Origin of the sequence: Stenotrophomonas sp. SMYL8 (assembly GCF_036320065.1) — a bacterium.
GTDB classification, from domain to species: Bacteria; Pseudomonadota; Gammaproteobacteria; order Xanthomonadales; family Xanthomonadaceae; genus Stenotrophomonas; species Stenotrophomonas maltophilia_A.
The window spans coordinates 156,542-176,023 of sequence record NZ_JAWIRR010000006.1; the positions used below are offsets into that span (position 1 = coordinate 156,542).

Here is a 19,482-nt window from a genome sequence, read left to right on the forward strand (position 1 = left end):
ATCAGGAGACGACGTCGACAGCGATGGTGCGGCGCTGTTCGTCATCGGCAAGGGGGAGAGGGGGCAGGATCTGGGCGAGGGTGACATCGCGCAGGGCCTCGGAAACCACGTCGTTGATCAGCCGCCAGCTGCTGCGCGCGCCACACTTGGGCGCCATGCCGCACTGGTGGTGGTCGTGGCTGCATTCGGTCAGGGCCAGCGGCCCTTCCATCGCTTCGACCACTTCGAACAGCGAGATCTCGATGGCCGGGCGGGTCAGACGGTAGCCGCCACGGACGCCGCGCAGGCCTTCAACCAGGCCGGCCTGGGCCAGCGGCTTGAGCACCTTGCTGACGGTGGGCGGCTCCAGACCGGTGAATTCGGCCAGCTCGGTGGCACTGAGTACCTCGCCCGGACGGGCGGCGAGCACGGTCAGTACGACGGTGGCGTAATCGGTGAGTTTGGTGACGCGCAACATGGGAATGCGAGTGGTTCTTAAAGCGGACTGAAATTGTACGCTTTTATTCGCCGCCATCCAACCCGGGCATTCAGCCGGCGCTGGGGCCGGGCCGGGAGGACACACCGGGGCCTTTGCCAAGGCGCAATGCTGCGCCAACGGGGTGATTTTCGCAATCACCCGGAATGGGCGAGAATCAACGTTCCTTTCGCTGCAGACCTCCCTTGCCGATGCCCAAGAAGATCCAAGCCCGCAAGTCCGCCATCCACGGCAACGGTGTTTTTGCCGTGGCCCCGATCAAGCAGGGCGAGCGCGTGATCCAGTACAAGGGCCTGCTGCGCAGCCACGGCGACGTTGATGCCGATGACAGCGGCGACGTCGAAAGTGGCCATACCTTCCTGTTCACCCTCAACGACGACTGGGTGATCGATGCCAACTACAAGGGCAATGACGCGCGCTGGATCAACCACAGCTGCGACCCGAACTGCGAGGCGGTGATCGAGGAAGACGAGGACGGCGACAGCCGTGGCGACAAGGTGTTCATCGAGGCACTGCGTGACATCAAGGCCGGCGAAGAGCTGACCTACAACTACGGCATCACCCTGGCCGAGCGCCACACCGCCAAGCTGAAGAAGATCTGGGAGTGCCGCTGCGGATCGCCCAAGTGCACCGGCACCATGCTGCAGCCCAAGCGCTGACCCGCGGAGGGTAGTGCCGGTCGCTGGCCGGCACACATGTGAAAAGCGTGCCGGCCAGCGGCCGGCACTACCTTATTTGCCCAGTACGCCTGCCGGCACCAGGTTGCCCAGGTTCTGGTTGAAGGTGACCACCAGCTTGCCGTTCTTCACCTGCGCCGACTGCACCTGCAGCGCGCCGAGTACCCCGGCCACGGCCGGGTCCAGCTTGTAGATCGGTTCGCGCTGGGCGTAGTCGCTCAGCCAGGCATTGAGCAGGCCGCGGGTGCGCGAATCGAGGCGACCGCCCTGGTTGGCCGGGGTGAAGTCATCCACGCTGGGCTGCTGCAGGTGGAAGCCCTGGGTCTGCGCGTCATAGCGCAGGCCGCTGCTGAGCTTCACCGTACCCAGTTTGGCAGGGTTGCCGCCGGCGGTGGCCAGTGCCACATCCATGCCCAGGTTCAACCGTTCGCCGGCCGGAAGACTCAGTTGCGGGTGACTCATGGTCAGGGCGATCAGGCCGCCGAGGGCGTCCTGGGTGCGCGGGAAGCTGCCATCGAGGTACTGCTGCACGTCGCTGGCGCCGACCGACAGTTCGCGGCCGGAAATGGAAGGGGCGGCCTGGGCGCCGATCGCAGCGGCGATCAGTACGGTGGAGGCGGCGAGGCGGGTCATCAGGGAACGCAGGCGCATGGCGGTGACCGGTGGATATGAATGGACGAATCAAAGAGTAGCCGTGCCGGCTGAATCGCGCGTGCATGCCGCTGCAACGGTTCAGTCCAGCGTTGGCCGCAGTTGCGCCGACTGGATCTGCCAGGCGCGGCCATCGGCACGGGGTTGCACCCGGTACCAGCCGCCGAAGCGGAAGGTGCCCTCAGGGGTCACTGCGCGGATCTGCACCGGAACCTCCAGCAGCTGCGGCGGCTGGTGACCGTCGCGCGCGATCGGTAGTTCGCTGGTCAGGCGCAGGCTGCGCACGTCCGTGAGCTGGCGCAATGCGGCATCGTCGGCGCGTCGTGCATCGCTGGGCGGGAATGTCCATGCGGCGTCGGCGGCCTTGCGATCGCGATTGAGCAGGGCCATGACATAGGCATTGAGCATTCCCGCCGGCAGCTCGGCCTCGGCCGCGACGGCGGCAAACAGGGGATCGACATCGATGGCCTGCACCGCCGGTGCATCGCCTTCTGCGGCGGTCTGTGACTTCGTGCGGGCAGCCGCCTCGGCCGTGGCCGACGGTGTGGCATCCGCTGGATGAGGTTGCGATGGCGGCCGGGAACAGGCCAGCAGCACCAGCGGTGCGAGCAGTATCAGGAACCTGCGCATGTCTGCCTCCTCCCCGAGGCGAACGGAAGGAGGCAGTGTATCGGCTGTGCCGCGATCAGCGGGAGGAGGGCAGCTGTTCCAGTGCATCCAGCGCCGGCAGCACCTGCGCGGCGATGGCGGCCAGGGCATGCCCTTCGGTGTCGGCGTGGCGCTGCACGATGTCGCGCAGCAGCTGGGTGGCGATCACCAGGGTCGCGCGCTCGTCGCCGCTGATACCAGCGGTGCGCGGCGCCGCTTCCAGCAGGCGCATCAGGTCGCGGCTTGCGCGATGTTCCAGTTCGATGGTGCAGCGCCCGGTGCACTGCAACCCGTCCTTTTCGATGGGGGTCACCGAGATCCGGTAGCGGGTGGAGGGGCTGGCCATGAGGGTGTGCTCGCCGTAGCTGTGGAGGATGTGCCCACCTTAGGCAAGGCCGTGCCCGGCGGCGATGGCCGGGGCTGCACGCAGTGTTCCACCCGGTACGTTCCGGGGCCGCAACGGACCACGCCCAGCCAATGGCGACGGGCCTGTACGCGCATTCCCGGGGATGCGGCAACGCTGTGTTGCGGGCTGTGGTTGGGACAAAAAAAACGGGACGGCCAGAGCCGTCCCGTCGGAATCCGCGTTGGGGCGCGCGCTTACAGCGCGGCGTCCTTCAGCTTCTTCAGCGGACGCACCTTCAGCTTGGTGGTGGCCGGCTTGGCAGCGAACCACTGCTCTTCCTTGGTGAACGGGTTGATGCCCTTGCGCTTCGGCTTGGCCGGCACATTGACGGTGGTGATCTTCAGCAGGCCCGGCAGGGTGAAGGAGCCAGCGCCCTTCTTGTGCACCGAGGAGGCGACGGCGCTTTCAAGCGAGGCCAGCACAGCGCGGACGTCCTTGGCGATGACGCCGGAGGCTTCAGCGATGTGTGCAACCAGGCCGGACTTGGTCAGCACTTCCTTGATCGGCTTCGGAGCGGCCGGCTTGGCGGCTGCCTTCGTCGCGACTTTCTTCACTGCCTTCTTCGGGGCAGCCTTCTTAGCGGTCTTTGCCATGGTTTCCTGTTCCGTGAACGGTTGGTTGTTTGGTCGGCGCCGAACCCCGTCGGCAAGCGCAATGTAGGGCAACTCTCGGGCGCCGCCAATAGCCCGAAGCGCGGAAAGTGCATGTTTTTTCATATCCAGGCCGATTCAGTACATGGCCGGCAGTGGGGGAAGGGGGTGTGGCAGCGCGCGCGATGGCCCGCGCCCGCCCATCGGAGGAATGCGCGAAACCACTGAAAATAAGGGAAAAATGCGCGCCGGCCTGGCGAAGAAGTGACCAGTTGTCCGGTTTCCGGCGGACCTGTGGCGTGCGGCGGAGCGACGCAGGGCTAACGCCTCCCGTGCGAGGGTGACCGTTCATCACCGTCACGCAGGAGCAGCACATGGGAATCTCGCGACACGCCACCGCGCACTGGGAAGGCGATCTGAAGTCGGGCAAGGGGCAGTTGAGCACGCCGCAAAGTGGGCTGCTGGACAAGACCCGCTACGGCTTCAACAGCCGCTTCGGCGACGAAAAGGGCACCAATCCGGAAGAGCTGATCGCTGCCGCGCACGCCGGCTGTTTCACCATGGCGCTGTCGGCCAAGCTCGGCGAAGCCGGCTTCACCCCGACTTCGCTGGATACCGAAGCCAAGGTCGATCTGTCGCTGGAAGGCGGCCCGCAGCTGTCGCAGATCCGGCTGAAGGTGAAGGCGGTGGTGCCGGGCATCGACGCGACGCAGTTCCGTGCGATTGCCGATGACGCCAAGCAGAACTGCCCGGTATCCAAGGCGCTGAGCGCAGTGCCGATCAGCCTGGAAGCCGAGCTGGGCTGAGCGGCCGCTACCTGTAGAGCCGAGCCCGCGCTCGGCTCTACCGCTTGCGGATCACCAATCGATGGTGCCGCTGATCACCGTCTGCACCTGGCCGCCCGACCAGACCTCGCCGTCCTCGTCGACCAGCAGCGTCAGGCGTGCATCGTGGCCGACTTCGCGGCCCTGGCTGACTTCGAACGGTGCACGACCACGGGGCAGGGCATCGCGCAGGTCCAGCCACGCGGCCAGCACGGCGTTGGCGGCACCGGACGCGGCGTCCTCGAAGCGGCGTCCATTGCCGACGAAGGCACGTACCGCCAGATCGAAGCCCTCACCGCCATCGCTGAAGGCATAGGCGAACACGCCCATGCTGTCGGTGGACTCGGCCAGTGCGGCCACCGCATCCCAGTCCGGCTGCAGCGCGCGCAATGCGGCCTCATCGGCCACCTGCACCACCCACCAGCTGCGTCCGCCCTGCATCCGCGCCGGCGGCAGCGTGCCCAGCGGCCAGTCCTTCAGTGCGGCCTGCAGGCGTGGATCGGTCGCCTCGGCAGTCTCGGCCAGCTGCGCGCGCGGCGTGCGGATGGCGATGCGCTGCTGCACACCCTCACCGCTGACGCGTAGCGGCAGGGCACCGGCAATGCCGTCCTGCACCAGCACACCATCGACCGCTGCGGCCAGGCCGGCCTGCAGCACCGCATGCGCGGTGCCGACGCTGGGATGGCCGGCAAACGGAACTTCCTTCTGCGGGCTGAACATGCGCAGGCGGTAGCTGGCACCGGCGACCTGCGGCGGGAACACGAAGGTGGTTTCGGGCAGGCGCGTCCAGCGCGCGATGGCCTGCATGCTGGCGTCGTCCAGGCCCTCGGCATCGAGCACCACGGCCAGCGGATTGCCGGCGCCGGCGCGCGGGGAGAACACATCCAGCTGCAGGAAACGGCGGGTGGACATCAGGCGGCACTCCAGTAAACAGGCCGCATAGCGTAGCGCGGGGCACCCAAAAGGGGACGTAGGGAATTAAGTCGCTTTTGCCCCATGTGCCATAAGCGACTTAATTCCCTACGTCCCTTTTTTCCGTGGGCTACCAGCGAATGTGGCCGTCGATGACCGCCTGCACCTGGCCGCCGATCCAGACAGTGCCCTGCGCATCGACCTGCACCTGCACGCGGCCATCGCGGCCGACTTCGCGGCCCTGGCTGGCCACGTAGTGGCCCTCGCGGCCGGGCAGAGCGTTGCGCTGCCGCAGCCAGGCACCGATCAGGGCATTGGCGCTGCCGGTCACCGGGTCCTCGGGTACGGCGGCCGCATCAGCGGGGCAGAAGGCGCGCACCACCCGGGTGTGGTCGGTGCCAGCTTCGTCGGCGAACACGGCCAGGCCGGTGGCATCAGTGGTGAGGCTCCAGTCGGCCAGTGCGGCCATGTCCGGCACCAGGTTGCGTACGGCGGAGGCGTCGCGCAGCGGCAGCAGCCACCAGCGAGCGCCGTTGTCCCACAGTTCGGGTACGTGCCCGCTGGCAGCCAGCGCCAGCAGCGCTTCCGGCGCTCCGTCCGCCGCTGTGTCCAGTTGCTGCGCCGGTGGGCTGGCCAGTTGGATCTGCAGCGCCTCGGCCGGGCCGCTCACCCGCACCGGCAGCAACCCCGCCGCGCATTGCTGCAGCAGGGCGCCGTCGCGTGGTTGCGCCAGGCCGCAGGTCACCGCCGCCCAGGCGGCGCCGACGCTGGGGTGACCGGCAAATGCCAGCTCGCGGGTCGGGGTGAAGATGCGGATGTGGTAGTCGGCGCCCGGCGCACTGGGGCGCAGGAAGAACACCGTCTCGGACAGGTTCAGCCAGGCGGCCAGGGCCTGCATCTGGCTGCTGGAGAGCTCGTCGGCGTCCAGGATGACGCCCAGTGGGTTGCCGGTGCCGGGGCGGGGGGCGAAGACATCGAGCTGCAGGTAACGGAGGACGGCCATCTACGATGATATTGCGCTTAGAATCAAAGGTTCCGCCCCCGAGGGCGGCTTCCCCACATTCTACATAGCCAATCCATGTCAGCTTCCCCCCTTGTCGATCGTTGGATCGTACTGAAGTTCGGCGGCACCTCGGTGTCGCGTCGTCATCGCTGGGACACGATCGGGAAGCTGGCGAAAAAACGTGCGGAAGAGACCGGCTCGCGCGTGCTGGTAGTGGTTTCGGCGCTGTCCGGGGTCACCAACGAACTGACCGCGATCGCCGATGGCGCGCCGGACAGCCGTGATCGCGTGGCGGCGCTGGTCGAACGCCACGAGGCCTTCCTGGTTGAACTCGGCCTGGGCCGCGAGGTGCTGGCCGAGCGCCTGGCGGCGCTGCAGGGGCTGCTCGACGACGCGCGCGCGGCCACCCGCCCGCTGCAGTGGCAGGCCGAAGTGCTGGGCCAGGGCGAACTGCTGTCCTCCACCCTGGGCGCGGCCTACCTGTACGCCTCGGGCCTGGACATGGGCTGGATGGATGCCCGCCAGTGGCTGGACGCGATGCCGCCGCAGCCGAACCAGAGCGACTGGTCGCAGCGGCTGTCGGTGAACTGCCAGTGGCGCGCCGATGCGGAGTGGATGCAGCGCTTCCGCGCGCAGCCGACCCGCCTGCTGATAACCCAGGGCTTCATTTCGCGGCATGCCGATGGTGGTACCGCCATCCTCGGCCGTGGTGGCTCGGATACCTCGGCGGCGTACTTCGGTGCGCTGCTCGGTGCCAGCCGCGTGGAGATCTGGACCGATGTGCCGGGCATGTTCAGTGCCAACCCGAAGGACGTGCCGGACGCGCGCCTGCTGACCCGCCTGGATTATTACGAGGCGCAGGAAATCGCCACCACTGGCGCCAAGGTGCTGCACCCGCGCTCGATCAAGCCGTGCCGCGATGCTGGCGTGCCGATGGCCATCCTCGATACCGAGCGCCCGGAACTGCCGGGCACCAGCATCGATGGCAGCGCTGCGCCGGTCCCGGGCGTGAAGGCGATCAGCCGCCGCAACGGCATCGTGCTGGTGTCGATGGAAGGCATCGGCATGTGGCAGCAGGTCGGCTTCCTGGCCGATGTGTTCAACCTGTTCAAGAAGCATGGCCTGTCGGTGGACCTGATCGGTTCGGCCGAAACCAACGTCACCGTATCGCTGGATCCGTCCGAGAACCTGGTCAACACCGATGTGCTGGCCGCGCTGTCGGCCGACCTGTCGCAGATCTGCAAGGTGAAGGTGATCGTGCCGTGCGCAGCGATCACCCTGGTTGGCCGCGGCATGCGCTCGCTGCTGCACAAGCTGTCGGACGTGTGGGCCACCTTCGGCCGCGAGCGCGTGCACATGATCTCGCAGTCGTCCAACGACCTGAACCTGACCTTCGTCATCGACGAAGCCGATGCCGATGGCCTGCTGCCGATCCTGCACGCCGAGCTGATCGACAGCGGTGCGATGCCGGTGGAAGAGACCGAAGTGTTCGGCCCACGCTGGCGCGAGATCGCCGGCACCGTGCGCCCGCGTGGCACGCCGTGGTGGCGGGGCCAGCGGGCGCACCTGCTGCAGCTGGCCGACGCCGGTACGCCGCGCTATGTCTACCACCTGCCGACCGTGCGCGCCCGTGCCCGCGCGCTGGCCGCGATCAAGCCGATCGACCAGCGCTACTACGCGATCAAGGCCAACAGCCACCCGGCCATCCTGCAGCTGCTGGAAGCCGAGGGCTTCGGCCTTGAGTGTGTATCGCACGGCGAACTGAAGCACGTGTTCCAGCACCTGCCGGAACTGTCGCCCAAGCGTGTGCTGTTCACCCCCAGCTTCTGCCCGCGCAGCGAGTACGAAGCCGCGTTCGCGCTGGGCGTGACCGTCACCGTCGACAACGTCGAAGCGCTGCAGCGCTGGCCGGACCTGTTCCGCAACCGCGAGCTGTGGCTGCGCGTGGATCTGGGCCGTGGCGAAGGCCACCATGCCAAGGTCCGCACCGGCGGCAAGGACTCCAAGTTCGGCCTGCCGATCGCCCGCGTCGATGAGTTCGTGCGCGCGGCCACCGATCTGGGCAGCCGCGTGGTCGGCCTGCATGCGCATCTGGGCAGCGGCGTGGAAACCGCACAGCACTGGCGCCTGATGTGCGATGAGCTGGCCGGTTTCGCCCGTCGCATCGGCAGCGTGCACACCATCGATATCGGCGGTGGCCTGCCGATTCCGTACAGCGACGAAGACGAGCCGTTCGACCTGGACGCCTGGGCCGAGGGTCTGGCCGAGGTCAAGGCGCTGCATCCGGCATTCCGCCTGGCGATCGAGCCGGGCCGCTACCTGGTGGCCGAGTCCGGCGTGCTGCTGACCCATGTCACCCAGGTGGTGGAGAAGGACGGCGTGCGCCGTGTTGGCCTGGATGCCGGCATGAACGCACTGATGCGCCCGGCCCTGTACGACGCCTGGCACGACATCGAGAACCTCAGCCGCCAGGGCGGTTATGCCGAAGCGGCATTCGACGTGGTCGGCCCGATCTGCGAATCCAGCGATGTGTTCGGCAAGCGCCGCAAGCTGCCGGTGTCGACCGCACCGGACGACGTGATGCTGATCGCCGATGCCGGCGCCTACGGCTATTCGATGGCCAACACCTACAACCAGCGGATGCTGCCGCGCGAAGACGTGATCGAATGACCACCGCGCGCGCCCTGCACCCGCCCACCGACACGCCCCGCGCCATCGCGCGGGCCCGTGCCTGACCGGATACACCATGACTGCTTTCGACAAACACCAGGTTTCCCGCTTCCGCTTCGTCCGCTGCGAATTCGCCGCGGACACCGGCGTGGCCAAGCTGGTCTACGCCTTTGATGACGGCCCGGAGATGGTGGAAACCATCACCGTGCCGGGCGCCCCGTTCGTGCTGGACGAAGTGCGTACCGCCGCTGTGCAGCGCGCGCTGCAGCTGCTGCACCTGATCGCCGGTGTCAGCTACTACAAGGCGGGCGTGCCGGAGACGGTCAGCATCGACAGCTACGCCATCGATGCCGATACCGCTGCGCTGGTGGAGACGGTCTACCTCAACGGTCTGGGAGAGTTCGCCTACCGCAACGGCCTGAACCTGCGCGGGCGCTTCCGCCTGCCGGTGCAGGGCGAGGCAGTGCAGGCGCCGGTGCTGGGCCTGCAGCCGCACGCGCTGGTGGCGATCGGTGGCGGCAAGGATTCGCTGGTCAGCATCGAAGCGCTGCGCCGTGCCGGCGTGGACGAAACGGTGACCTGGATCGGTGGCTCGCAGCTGATCCGTGCCTGCGCTGAACGCACCGGCCTGCCGACGCTGAACCTGGGCCGCGCGCTGGCGCCGGAACTGTTCGAGCTGAACCGCCAGGGTGCGTGGAACGGGCATATCCCGGTCACTGCGGTGAACTCGGCGATCATGGTGCTGGCCGCGCTGCTGCAGGGCGTGGACCAGGTGGTGTTCTCCAACGAACGTTCGGCCAGCTACGGCAGCCAGATTCCGGGCACCGGCGAAGTGAACCACCAGTGGTCCAAGGGCTGGGCATTCGAGCAGGCGTTCGGCAGCCATGTGCAGACGCACGTAGCGGCGGACCTGCAGTACTACTCGCTGCTGCGCCCGATGTCGGAGCTGGCAGTGGCCCGCCAGTTCGCCAAGACCGATTTCTACGACGCGCATTTCTCCAGCTGCAACCGTAACTTCCACATCCTCGGCGAGCGCCCGGTGAACCGCTGGTGCGGTGTCTGCCCGAAGTGCCATTTCGTGTTCCTGGCGCTGGCCCCGTTCATGCCCAAGACGCGCCTGGTGCGCATCTTCGGCCGCAACCTGCTGGACGATGCCGAGCAGGCCGGTGGCTTCGATGCACTGCTGGAATTCCAGGACCACAAGCCGTTCGAGTGCGTGGGCGAAGGCCGCGAATCGCGTGCGGCGATGGCGACCCTGGCGCAGCGCCCAGAGTGGAAGGAAGACGTGCTGGTGAAGCGCTTCTGCAATGAGATCCAGCCGCAGCTGGATGCCGCCGAACTGGAACTGGCACCGCTGCTGCAACTGCAGGGCGAGCACCGCGTTCCGGCTGCGCTGTGGGAACGGGTGCGTGAAGATTTCGAAGCTTGAAGGAAAGCGCGTCGCGCTGTGGGGCTGGGGCCGTGAGGGCCGCGCCGCGTTTGCGGTGCTGCGCGAGCGCCTGCCCACGCTGCCGCTGAGCCTGTTCTGCCCGGCGGCAGAAGTCGAGGCCGCACGCGCAGAAACGCGGGGCGTGCTGGATGTGCGTGGCGAGCCTTCTGCTGAAGCGCTGGCCGCGTTCGACGTGGTGATCAAGTCGCCCGGCATCAGCCCCTACCAGCCGGTTGCGCTGGCGGCGGCGGGGCAGGGCACCACCTTCATCGGTGGCACCGCGCTGTGGTTTGCCGAACATGCAGGTGCCGATGGCATCGTGCACGACACCGTGTGCGTGACCGGTACCAAGGGCAAGAGCACCACCACCGCGCTGGTCGCGCACCTGCTGCGTGCCGCCGGCCACCGCACCGGCCTGGTCGGCAACATCGGCCTGCCGCTGCTGGAAGTGCTGGACCCGCAGCCCGCACCCGCGTACTGGGCGGTGGAACTGTCCAGTTACCAGACCGGCGAAGTGGCACGCAGTGGCGTCCATCCGCAGGTGGCGGTGGTGCTGAACCTGTTCCCGGAGCACCTGGATTGGCACGGCAGCGAGCAGCGTTACATCGAGGACAAGCTGCGGCTGGTGACTGAAGCCGCACCGCGCATCGCCGTGCTCAATGCCGCCGATCCGCATCTGGCTGCGCTGTCGCTGCCCGATAGCGAAGTGGTCTGGTTCAACCAGCCGCAGGGCTGGCATATGCGCGGTGACATCGTGCATCGCGGCGAGCAGGCCGTGTTCGATACCCGCAACACGCCGCTGCCGGGTCGCCACAACCGCGGCAACCTGTGTGCGGTACTGGCGGCGCTGGAAGCGCTGGGGCTGGACGCCGTGGCGCTGGCACCGGCGGTGCAGGATTTCCGTCCGCTGCCGAATCGCCTGCAGCGCATCGGCGCGGCCGATGGCCTGACCTACGTCAACGATTCGATCAGCACCACGCCGCATGCCAGCCTGGCCGCGCTGGAGTGCTTCGCCGGCCAGCGCATCGCGCTGCTGGTGGGCGGGCATGACCGTGGCCTGGACTGGACCGATTTCATGCAGCACATGGCGCACGACGTGCCGCCGGTGGAGATCGTGACGATGGGCAGCAACGGCCCGCGCATCCACGCGATGCTGCAGCCGCTGGCCGATGCCGGTCGCTTCGGTCTGCACGCGGCGGCGGATCTGCCCGAGGCAATGGCGCTGGCACGGGCCGCGTTGGGTTCTGAAGGCGGGGTGGTATTGCTGTCGCCGGGCGCGCCGAGTTTCGGCGCCTACCGTGACTACGTGGCGCGTGGCCGTCATTTCGCTGAGCTGGCTGGGTTTGACCCGGAGAGCATCAGCGCGATTCCCGGGCTGGGTATCGCTTGAAGGTAGTGCCGGCCGCTGGCCGGCAACCTCCGGAGAAATTCATCCACGCATGGCGTGGATCTACTGCTCCTCGTCGATGAACGCGTAGCCGCCGTCGATCAACTGCAGCAGGTACGCATCGAAGCTGGGCGCGATCACCGCATAGCTGTCCGGATCGTGCAGATAGCGCACCACCTGGCCGACCGCGCCGCCCGGCGCGGGATCAAAATCCAGGTACAGCATCGAGGTGCCGCCGTTGTTCATGCAGTGCGAGAAGCACAGGCGGCGGTTCATCGGCAGATCGGCGTCGATGCCCTCACCCAGGATCTCCGGCTCGTCATCCAGCCACTCTTCGTAGATGGAACGGATGCTGTCGTCCCACTGCTGCTGGTCCTCGAAGATCTGCGCGACCGAGCGCAGGTAGTAGGGGTAATCGCCCACATCTGAACCCAGCATCAGCACGCAGACCTCGCCGCCGGGGTACTCGCGGAAATGGGTGCCATCCACGCGGGACAACAGTTCCGCCAGGCTGTCCGGCACCTGCGGCCACTGCGCACGCAGGCGCTGCAGGTCTTCGGCGCTGGCGCCCTGGACCCAAGCCCACTGGGCGGCATCGTCGGCAGGCAGACGCGGAACAAGGCCAGACAGGAAGCGATCAACAAGATTCATGCGAAAAAGGGGACGGAGGGGATTAAGTCGTATCCAACCACACCTGCGTCACGTCGCCAATGCAGAATGCGACGCGGGAGGGGCGAATACGGCTTAATCCCCTCCGTCCCCTTTTTCTTGCGGAGCAGGCGCATGAATCGTTGGCGATGCGGTGTGGCGGTGGTTCTGGGGCTGGCGGCGATGCCGGCGTGGGCGGCGATGAAGACGCAGCCGGTGGAGTGGAAGCACCAGGGCACGACTTTCAGCGGCGTGCTGGTCTATGACGACGGCGACAACGATAAGCGCCCCGGGCTGGTGATGGTGCCGAACTGGAAAGGCGTGAACGAATCGGCGGTCGAGAAGGCCAAGCAGCTGGCCGGCGATGACTACGTGGTGCTGGTGGCCGATGTCTACGGCAAGGGCGTGCGGCCGAAGACCGATGCCGAGGCCGGCCCGATCGCCAGCAAGCTGCGCAACGACCGGCCGCTGCTGCGCGCACGGGCGCTGGAAGCGGTGAACGTGCTCAAGGCCCAGGCCGGCAAGGCGCCGCTCGATGCCAGCCGGATCGGTGCGGTGGGCTTCTGTTTCGGTGGCACCACGGTGCTGGAACTGGCCCGTGCCGGCGCGCCGCTGGCCGGTGTGGTCAGCCTGCACGGCGGGCTGGGCTCGCCGCTGCCGGCGCAGGCCGGTGGCACGCACCCGTCGGTGCTGGTGCTCAATGGCGCCGACGACACCAGCGTGACCGCCGAGGACATCGCCGGCTTCCAGAGGGAAATGAACGCGGCCAAGGTCGACTGGGAATTCACCAACTACAGCGGCGCGGTGCACTGCTTCGCCGAGCGCGATGCCAACAGTCCGCCAGGCTGCCAGTACAACGAACGGGCGGCGAAGCGTGCGTGGAAGGCGCTGGATGAGTTCTTCGAGGAGCGCTTCGAGAAACGTTGAACCGTGCAGCGGTAGTGGCGGGCGCGGGGCGGCCTTGCCGGGGCCACCGGCGCCACAGTGGGGTTGCGGGCCGCCGGCGGGCCTACAATGCGGTAAACGCGATCGGTCGGTAGTCACCGATGTTTCCGTGCCGACCGTTGGTCGGCACACCTCAACCCATCAATGCGAGCGCTGCACCGCGTAGCGGGCCAGGCCGCGCAGGGCCGCCACGGCATCATTGTCGGCCAGGCCATCGAGCGCGCGCTCGGCGGCCTCGGCATATTCCTCGGCACGCGCGCGGCTGTAGTCCAGGCCGCCAGTAGCGCGGATCGCGGCCAGCACTTCCGGCATCGCCGAGGCGTCGCCGTCCTGCACGATGGTGCGCAGGCGCTCGCGGGTGGCGTCGTCGGAGTGGGCCATCGCGTGGATCAGCGGCAGCGTGGCCTTGCCTTCGGCGAGGTCATCGCCCAGGTTCTTGCCCAGCTCCTCGGCATTGGCCGAGTAGTCCAGCACGTCGTCGGCGATCTGGAACGCGTAGCCCAGATGCATGCCGTAGTCGAACAGGGCCTGCTGGGTGGCTTCGTCCACGCCGCTGGCCAGCGCACCCAGACGGGTGCCGGCGGCGAACAGCACCGCGGTCTTGCGCTCGATCACGCGCAGGTAGGCGGCTTCGTCGGTATCCGGGTTGTGCACGTGCAGCAGCTGCAGCACTTCACCCTCGGCGATGCGGTTGGTGGCATCGGCCAGGATCTGCATCACCGACATGCGCTCCAGCTCGACCATCAGCTGGAAGCTGCGCGAGTACAGGAAGTCGCCGACCAGCACGCTGGGCGCGTTGCCCCACAGGGCGTTGGCGGTGCTGCGGCCACGGCGCAGGCTGGATTCGTCCACCACGTCGTCGTGCAGCAGGGTGGAGGTGTGGATGAACTCGATGATCGCCGCCAGCTGGTGGTGGTCCGGGCCGGCCTGGCCGACCGCATGGCCAGCCAGCATCACCAGCATCGGGCGCAGGCGCTTGCCGCCGGCGGAAATGATGTGGTCGGCGATCTGGTTGATCAGCACGACGTCCGAGGACAGGCGGCGCCGGATCAGGGCGTCGACGGCGGCCATGTCGGCCGCGGCAAGCGACTGGATCTGGGGCAGGCCCAGGGCGGGACGGGTGTCTTCGGTGATGGTCATGCGATCAGGCTTTCAGGCTCATCGCTGATTATAGGCGTTGCCTGTGAATTCGGGCGCAAACCGGGCAGGCCGGCGTCTGCGGCCCGGCCACGGATGCCGCCTGCGTGAATACGTATGCAGGTTGCGCCATGCCCGTGAGGCCGCCGCTAAGCTTGCGGCATCAGGATTTCGGCCCGCTCCCGGCGGGTCCCGCACGCCCGGAGGGGGGCTGTCGATGTCGCACTATCCATGGTGGCGCGGAGCCGTCATCTACCAGATCTACCCGCGCAGTTTCCTTGACGCCAACGGCGACGGGGTAGGCGACCTGCCGGGCATCATCCAGCGCCTGGACCACATCGCAACGCTGGGCGTGGACGCGATCTGGATCTCGCCGTTCTTCAAATCGCCGATGGCCGACTTCGGCTACGACATCGCCGACTACCGCGACGTCGACCCGCTGTTCGGCAGCCTGGACGACTTCGACCGCCTGCTGGCCAAGGCGCACGGTCTGGGCCTGAAGGTGATGATCGACCAGGTGCTGAGCCATACCTCGATCGAGCACGCCTGGTTCCGCGAGAGCCGACAGGACCGGACCAACCCCAAGGCCGACTGGTACGTGTGGGCGGACCCGCGCGAGGACGGCACGCCGCCCAACAACTGGCTGTCGCTGTTCGGCGGCGGCGCCTGGCAGTGGGAGCCGCGCCGAGAGCAGTACTACCTGCACAACTTCCTGGTCGACCAGCCGGACCTGAACTTCCATCACCCGGACGTGCAGCAGGCCACCCTGGACAACGTGCGCTTCTGGCTGGACCGCGGCGTGGATGGCTTCCGCCTGGATGCGATCAACTTCTGCTTCCATGACGCGCAGCTGCGCGACAACCCGGCCAAGCCGGCGGAGAAGCGCTTCGGTCGCGGCTTCAGCCCGGACAACCCGTACGCCTACCAGTACCACTATTACAACAACACCCAGCCGGAGAACCTGCCGTTCCTGGAGAGGCTGCGCGCGCTGCTGGACGAGTATCCGGGGGCGGTCAGCCTGGGTGAGATCTCCTCGGAGGACTCGCTGGCCACCACCGCCGAGTACACCCGCGATGGTCGCCTGCACATGGGCTACAGCTTCGAGCTGCTGGTGGACGACTACAGCGCGGCCTACATCCGCGATACGGTCTCGCGCCTGGAAGCCGTGATGACCGAAGGCTGGCCGTGCTGGGCGGTTTCGAATCACGATGTGGAGCGGGCGGTCAGCCGCTGGGGCGGCCACCCGGCTGACCCGCGCCTGGCGAGGATGCTGGTGGCGATGCTGTGCTCGCTGCGCGGCTCGGTCTGCCTGTACCAGGGCGAGGAACTGGGCCTGGCCGAGGCCGAGGTGCCGTTCGAGGCCCTGCAGGACCCCTATGGCATCACCTTCTGGCCCAACTTCAAGGGCCGCGATGGCTGCCGGACCCCACTGCCGTGGACCGACGCGCCGCTGGCCGGTTTCACCGCCGGCCAGCCGTGGCTGCCGATTCCGCCCGAGCACCGCGCCGCGGCCGTGGCGGTGCAGGAGCGCGACCCGGACTCGGTCCTGGCTGCGTTCCGCGGGTTCCTGGCCTGGCGGCATAGCCAGCCGGCACTCCTGCATGGCAGCATCCGATTCATCGAAAGCGCCGAGCCAGTGCTGCTGTTCGAGCGTATGCTTGCAGATGAAACCCTCCTGCTGGCCTTCAACCTGTCGGCCGAGGCGGTGAGCCATCCGCTGCCGCCGGGCAACTGGCAGCAGGTGGCGGTGCCAGGCCCGGATGCGGGCACGGTGCAGGGCAATGAACTCCAGCTGCCGCCGCGCGCGGTGTATTGCGCCCGACGCAGCTGACCGTTTTCTCCGGTGGCGGTACTTGCGGGGACGGGGCCGAAGCGCCCCGTCCCTTTTTTGTGGGTGGGCTTCCGGTGAAGGGCATCCACGCATGGCGTGAATCCACCCAGAGACACCCCAACCAGTAGATCCACGCCATGCGTGGATGGGCCTTGCCGACCAACGGCCGGCATCCGCGCAAAAGAAAACCCGCTGCCTGCGCAGCGGGTTTCCGGTCCTGCTCCCCTTGTGTTGCCGGCCAGCGGCCGGCACTACCGGGTTCGGGTTGCCGGGCAGGGCCCGGCGCCACCTCAGAACTTGTAGTTCACGCCCAGCATGTAGGTGCGGCCCCACTCGATGTATTCCAGCGGGCGGTCCTTGCTGCCGGCGTAGGTGCGGTACGGCTCGTTGGTCAGGTTGCTGCCCTGTAGCAGCAGGGTCAGCCCGCGCAGGCTGCTGCTGTCGCTGAAGGTGTAGCTGACCTGTGCATCGGTCACGTTCTCGCCCACCACGTAGCGCAGCGTGCGGTTGCCGTTGAAGTTGCCGATCTCACCGATGAAGTCCGAACGGCGGCGCTGGCTCACACGTGCTTCAAAGCCGCTGCGTTCGTAGTAGGCGGTGAAGTTGTACACGCGCTTGGACAGTCCCGGCAGGCTGATCGGGTCGGTGCCCACACTGGAGGCGCTCTCCGGATCCAGGATGGTGATGTCGCTCTTGTTGAAGGTCGCGCTGGCCTGCACGCCGAAGCCGCGCAGGCTGTCGGTCAGCATCTCCAGCGGGAACGACCCGGTCAGCTCCAGCCCCTTCAACGTGCCGCCCTTGCCGTTCTGCGGCGTGGAGAAGGTGCCGGTGGTCAGCACCGGTGCGGTCATGCCCGGCGGTGGCACGTAGTTGCCGAGCAGGCCGCTGAAGTCGTAGTTGTCCACCGACTGCGTGTAGACGTAGCTCTTCAGGTCCTTGTAGAAGATCGCCGCAGCCACGTAGGCCTTCTCGCCGAAGTACTTCTCATAGGACAGATCCAGCGCGGTGGCGCGCCACGGATCCAGCAGCGGATTGCCACCGCTGCCACCGGGGCGGCCATTGTTGGTATCCACGCCGAATTCCAGGCCGGCACGCATCTGGTCCACGCGCGGGCGCGCGACCTGCTTGGCGGCGGCGAAGCGCAGCGTCTGCTGGTGCGGGAACATGAACACCAGGTTCAAGCTTGGCAGCCAATCCTTGTAGGTCTTGCCGGCAGAGAAGGGCTGGATGTTGCTGCCCGCCGGCTGCGAGCTGTCCCAGTAGCGCGAATCCGAGCTCTGGTCGGTGTGCTGCATCTGCACGCCGATGTTGCCGCGCACGCCGACCACGCCGATGTCGGTGTTGATGTTCAGGCGTGCCCACGCCGTGGTGATCTTCTCCTCGACCGTCCAGGATTTCGGAATCAGGTAGTCCAGGTTGTCGACCGGGTTGAAGGTCATGTAACGACCGACGGCTGCCGGCACATTCCACGACGGGATGTAGCCGATGCCGGCGAAACCGAGGTTGACCGGGCGGTACTGCAGGTCCGGTGCGATGGTGGATTCGCCTTGGGCGCCGAGCAGGATGTTGCCTTCGGCCTGAGCCTTCTGCTTGCGACGGTCGGCATAGTTCACGCCCACGTCCACATCCGAGAACCAGCTGGACATGGCCTCGGGAACCGGCAGCGTCGCCGCCAGCTTGGCACCCTTCAAGCGATCTTCCACCTCTGGCACCTTGCCGTAGCCGGAACCATAGATCGTGTTGGTCAGGAACAGGCTGTCCGGATTGGAATAGTCGCGCCCCGGCGTGATCTGCGAGAAGCTGTTGTTGTTCACCACCAGCCCGATCGTGTCGAACTGCGGGCGCGGCACCAGCTGCAGGTTGTTTTCCAGATTGATCTCGCGGCGGGTCGCCTTGGAGTAGTTCAGGTCGGCGACCAGCTTCACGCCACCGACGTTGAACTCGTTGTTCCAGCCGAACGCATCGATCTTGTCCTTCCGCTTGTTGTACATGCCGCGCACCAGCGGGTATGCATTGTTGATCGTGCCGCCGGTGAAGCTGCCATCGGCATTGCGGCCGACATTGCTGAACACCGGCAGGATCGCGTTGGGGTTGTTGCTGTCCTCGCCGTTGCCGCTGAGGCTCAGCTCGAACTGGTTGGCGGTGTCGATCTGCTCGGCTTCGGTGTGGAACGCATCGAAGGTGCTGGTCCAGCTGTTGCTGGGGCGGAACTGGATCGTTGCCATCACGCCGTCGCGCTTGTTGTTGCCGGTGCGACGCAGGGCCTTGATGCCATCGGTGAAGTAGGTGCCAGGTGCGATTCCGCGACGCTCGCCCTTGTCGGTGTGTTCGGTGGTCCAGGGCTCGTACAGGCCGACCTGGTTCTCCTGGATCGGCATGTCGCTGTGCGCATAACCAATGGCGATGCCCAGGGTGTTGTCGAAGAACTGGTCGATGTAGCTGGCGCTGAAACGGTTGCCATACGGGTCGATGTTGGCAGCGCGGCCCAGGGAGCTCTTCTGGTAGCGGCCGCTGACCGCGATCACGCGCTCGCCGAAGCTGAGCGGGCGTGCGGTCTGCATGTCGATGGTGCCCGACAGGCCCTGCCCGACCAGCGCCGCGTCCGGGGTCTTGTACACGGTCACGCCGTTGACCAGCTCGGACGGGTACTGGTCGAATTCGACGCCGCGGTTGTCGCCGGTGCTGACCACTTCACGGCCATTGAGCAGGGTGGTGGCGAAGTCGGGCGACAGGCCACGCACACTGATCACCTGCGCACGGCCGGCCACGCGCTGGGCAGCCAGGCCGGGCAGGCGCGAGATGGATTCGGCGATGCTGACGTCGGGCAGTTTGCCGATGTCTTCGGCGGAGATCGCTTCGACCACCGAGGTGGCGTCCTGCTTGATCGCGATTGCGTTCTCGATGCCGCGGCGGATGCCGGTGACCTGCACCGTATCCAGGTTGGTGGCGGCGGTGGCGGCCGGCGTGGTGGTGCTCTGCGTGGACTGTGCCGACGCCAGCGTCGGCGCCAGGACAACGGCCAGCGCGATGCTCAGCGCGCTGCGCTTGTGGTTCAACATTTTCCCCTCCCAGGCAATGTTGCAGATCGATTCGTGAACGTCCCGGAGTGACCGTGGACGTGCGACGCGGTGGCCGCTGTCGTCGCCGCTATGGTAGGCAGCGCGTTCTTCGCGGGAATCACCCTGCATACGTATTCAATGGCGTTTGCAGGGGTGTAATCGCTTTCAGGTGCATCGTTCTGTAGAGCCG

General features: G+C 67.1%; 17 protein-coding genes. 7 read left to right on the forward strand and 10 right to left on the reverse strand.

What is annotated here, in order from left to right; genetic code table 11:
* Position 1: 1 nt before the first annotated feature.
* Complete coding sequence (locus V3B25_RS07895; protein WP_005408436.1) at positions 2-457, reverse strand: SUF system Fe-S cluster assembly regulator; 456 nt, start codon at positions 455-457, stop codon at positions 2-4.
* Between the two features lie 209 nt (positions 458-666).
* Here V3B25_RS07895 and V3B25_RS07900 point away from each other — a divergent pair, with 209 nt between their 5' ends.
* Positions 667-1,134, forward strand: coding sequence for an SET domain-containing protein-lysine N-methyltransferase (locus tag V3B25_RS07900; protein ID WP_012479369.1), 468 nt, complete (start codon positions 667-669; stop codon positions 1,132-1,134).
* 72 nt (positions 1,135-1,206) lie between these two features.
* Here V3B25_RS07900 and V3B25_RS07905 read toward each other — a convergent pair whose 3' ends face one another.
* From V3B25_RS07905 to V3B25_RS07920, 4 genes are all read right to left on the reverse strand, one after another.
* On the reverse strand, positions 1,207-1,803 hold the full coding sequence (locus V3B25_RS07905) for a DUF1439 domain-containing protein (protein WP_005408439.1): 597 nt from the start codon (positions 1,801-1,803) through the stop codon (positions 1,207-1,209).
* Positions 1,804-1,884: 81 nt separating this feature from the next.
* Entirely contained in the window at positions 1,885-2,433 is a 549-nt protein-coding gene (locus tag V3B25_RS07910; RefSeq protein ID WP_049422718.1) for a hypothetical protein, read from the reverse strand.
* A 55-nt stretch (positions 2,434-2,488) separates the two neighbouring features.
* Complete coding sequence (locus V3B25_RS07915) at positions 2,489-2,797, reverse strand: DUF3861 family protein (RefSeq protein WP_049398822.1); 309 nt, start codon at positions 2,795-2,797, stop codon at positions 2,489-2,491.
* 254 nt (positions 2,798-3,051) lie between these two features.
* Positions 3,052-3,450, reverse strand: coding sequence for an HU family DNA-binding protein (locus tag V3B25_RS07920; RefSeq protein ID WP_010483539.1), 399 nt, complete (start codon positions 3,448-3,450; stop codon positions 3,052-3,054).
* 371 nt (positions 3,451-3,821) lie between these two features.
* Between V3B25_RS07920 and V3B25_RS07925 the strand changes: the two genes are divergently transcribed.
* Positions 3,822-4,253, forward strand: coding sequence for an OsmC family protein (locus V3B25_RS07925; RefSeq protein ID WP_005408443.1), 432 nt, complete (start codon positions 3,822-3,824; stop codon positions 4,251-4,253).
* Positions 4,254-4,304: 51 nt separating this feature from the next.
* Here the strand turns inward: V3B25_RS07925 and V3B25_RS07930 are convergent, their stop codons facing one another.
* Both V3B25_RS07930 and V3B25_RS07935 read right to left on the reverse strand, forming a co-directional pair.
* Complete coding sequence (locus V3B25_RS07930; protein WP_049422719.1) at positions 4,305-5,183, reverse strand: PhzF family phenazine biosynthesis protein; 879 nt, start codon at positions 5,181-5,183, stop codon at positions 4,305-4,307.
* Positions 5,184-5,313: 130 nt separating this feature from the next.
* Positions 5,314-6,186, reverse strand: a complete 873-nt coding sequence (locus V3B25_RS07935) for a PhzF family phenazine biosynthesis protein (RefSeq protein WP_049422720.1) — start codon at positions 6,184-6,186, stop codon at positions 5,314-5,316.
* A 75-nt stretch (positions 6,187-6,261) separates the two neighbouring features.
* On the opposite strand from V3B25_RS07935, the gene V3B25_RS07940 reads away from it, so the two are divergent.
* From V3B25_RS07940 to murD, 3 genes are all read left to right on the forward strand, one after another.
* A complete protein-coding gene (locus V3B25_RS07940) occupies positions 6,262-8,856 on the forward strand; it encodes a bifunctional aspartate kinase/diaminopimelate decarboxylase (protein WP_049422721.1) in 2,595 nt (864 codons plus the stop codon).
* 76 nt (positions 8,857-8,932) lie between these two features.
* Entirely contained in the window at positions 8,933-10,285 is a 1,353-nt protein-coding gene (murL, locus tag V3B25_RS07945) for a UDP-N-acetyl-alpha-D-muramoyl-L-alanyl-L-glutamate epimerase (protein WP_049422722.1), read from the forward strand.
* A complete protein-coding gene (gene murD, locus V3B25_RS07950; RefSeq protein ID WP_329810420.1) occupies positions 10,266-11,675 on the forward strand; it encodes a UDP-N-acetylmuramoyl-L-alanine--D-glutamate ligase in 1,410 nt (469 codons plus the stop codon). The genes murL and murD overlap by 20 nt, the downstream gene beginning before the upstream one ends.
* A 60-nt stretch (positions 11,676-11,735) precedes the next feature.
* On the opposite strand, the gene V3B25_RS07955 is transcribed toward murD, so the two are convergent.
* A complete protein-coding gene (locus tag V3B25_RS07955; RefSeq protein ID WP_329810421.1) occupies positions 11,736-12,323 on the reverse strand; it encodes an SMI1/KNR4 family protein in 588 nt (195 codons plus the stop codon).
* 132 nt (positions 12,324-12,455) lie between these two features.
* On the opposite strand from V3B25_RS07955, the gene V3B25_RS07960 reads away from it, so the two are divergent.
* A complete protein-coding gene (locus V3B25_RS07960) occupies positions 12,456-13,247 on the forward strand; it encodes a dienelactone hydrolase family protein (protein WP_329810422.1) in 792 nt (263 codons plus the stop codon).
* 159 nt (positions 13,248-13,406) lie between these two features.
* Here the strand turns inward: V3B25_RS07960 and V3B25_RS07965 are convergent, their stop codons facing one another.
* Complete coding sequence (locus V3B25_RS07965; protein WP_329810423.1) at positions 13,407-14,405, reverse strand: polyprenyl synthetase family protein; 999 nt, start codon at positions 14,403-14,405, stop codon at positions 13,407-13,409.
* Positions 14,406-14,619: 214 nt separating this feature from the next.
* Here V3B25_RS07965 and V3B25_RS07970 point away from each other — a divergent pair, with 214 nt between their 5' ends.
* Entirely contained in the window at positions 14,620-16,233 is a 1,614-nt protein-coding gene (locus V3B25_RS07970) for an alpha-glucosidase (RefSeq protein ID WP_032129592.1), read from the forward strand.
* 290 nt (positions 16,234-16,523) lie between these two features.
* Here V3B25_RS07970 and V3B25_RS07975 read toward each other — a convergent pair whose 3' ends face one another.
* Complete coding sequence (locus V3B25_RS07975; RefSeq protein WP_032129600.1) at positions 16,524-19,292, reverse strand: TonB-dependent receptor; 2,769 nt, start codon at positions 19,290-19,292, stop codon at positions 16,524-16,526.
* Positions 19,293-19,482 lie beyond the last annotated feature (190 nt).

Bases quoted from the DNA above. Each gene is read 5' to 3' on its own strand.
- V3B25_RS07920 (WP_010483539.1), bottom strand. From the start codon at position 3,450: ATGGCAAAGACCGCTAAGAAGGCTGCCCCGAAGAAGGCAGTGAAGAAA.
- V3B25_RS07895 (WP_005408436.1), bottom strand. From the start codon at position 457: ATGTTGCGCGTCACCAAACTCACCGATTACGCCACCGTCGTACTGACC.
- V3B25_RS07955 (WP_329810421.1), bottom strand. From the start codon at position 12,323: ATGAATCTTGTTGATCGCTTCCTGTCTGGCCTTGTTCCGCGTCTGCCT.
- V3B25_RS07930 (WP_049422719.1), bottom strand. From the start codon at position 5,183: ATGTCCACCCGCCGTTTCCTGCAGCTGGATGTGTTCTCCCCGCGCGCC.
- V3B25_RS07905 (WP_005408439.1), bottom strand. From the start codon at position 1,803: ATGCGCCTGCGTTCCCTGATGACCCGCCTCGCCGCCTCCACCGTACTG.
- V3B25_RS07940 (WP_049422721.1), top strand. From the start codon at position 6,262: ATGTCAGCTTCCCCCCTTGTCGATCGTTGGATCGTACTGAAGTTCGGC.
- murL (WP_049422722.1), top strand. From the start codon at position 8,933: ATGACTGCTTTCGACAAACACCAGGTTTCCCGCTTCCGCTTCGTCCGC.
- V3B25_RS07935 (WP_049422720.1), bottom strand. From the start codon at position 6,186: ATGGCCGTCCTCCGTTACCTGCAGCTCGATGTCTTCGCCCCCCGCCCC.
- V3B25_RS07970 (WP_032129592.1), top strand. From the start codon at position 14,620: ATGTCGCACTATCCATGGTGGCGCGGAGCCGTCATCTACCAGATCTAC.
- V3B25_RS07915 (WP_049398822.1), bottom strand. From the start codon at position 2,797: ATGGCCAGCCCCTCCACCCGCTACCGGATCTCGGTGACCCCCATCGAA.
- V3B25_RS07925 (WP_005408443.1), top strand. From the start codon at position 3,822: ATGGGAATCTCGCGACACGCCACCGCGCACTGGGAAGGCGATCTGAAG.
- V3B25_RS07910 (WP_049422718.1), bottom strand. From the start codon at position 2,433: ATGCGCAGGTTCCTGATACTGCTCGCACCGCTGGTGCTGCTGGCCTGT.
- V3B25_RS07975 (WP_032129600.1), bottom strand. From the start codon at position 19,292: ATGTTGAACCACAAGCGCAGCGCGCTGAGCATCGCGCTGGCCGTTGTC.
- V3B25_RS07965 (WP_329810423.1), bottom strand. From the start codon at position 14,405: ATGACCATCACCGAAGACACCCGTCCCGCCCTGGGCCTGCCCCAGATC.
- V3B25_RS07960 (WP_329810422.1), top strand. From the start codon at position 12,456: ATGAATCGTTGGCGATGCGGTGTGGCGGTGGTTCTGGGGCTGGCGGCG.
- V3B25_RS07900 (WP_012479369.1), top strand. From the start codon at position 667: ATGCCCAAGAAGATCCAAGCCCGCAAGTCCGCCATCCACGGCAACGGT.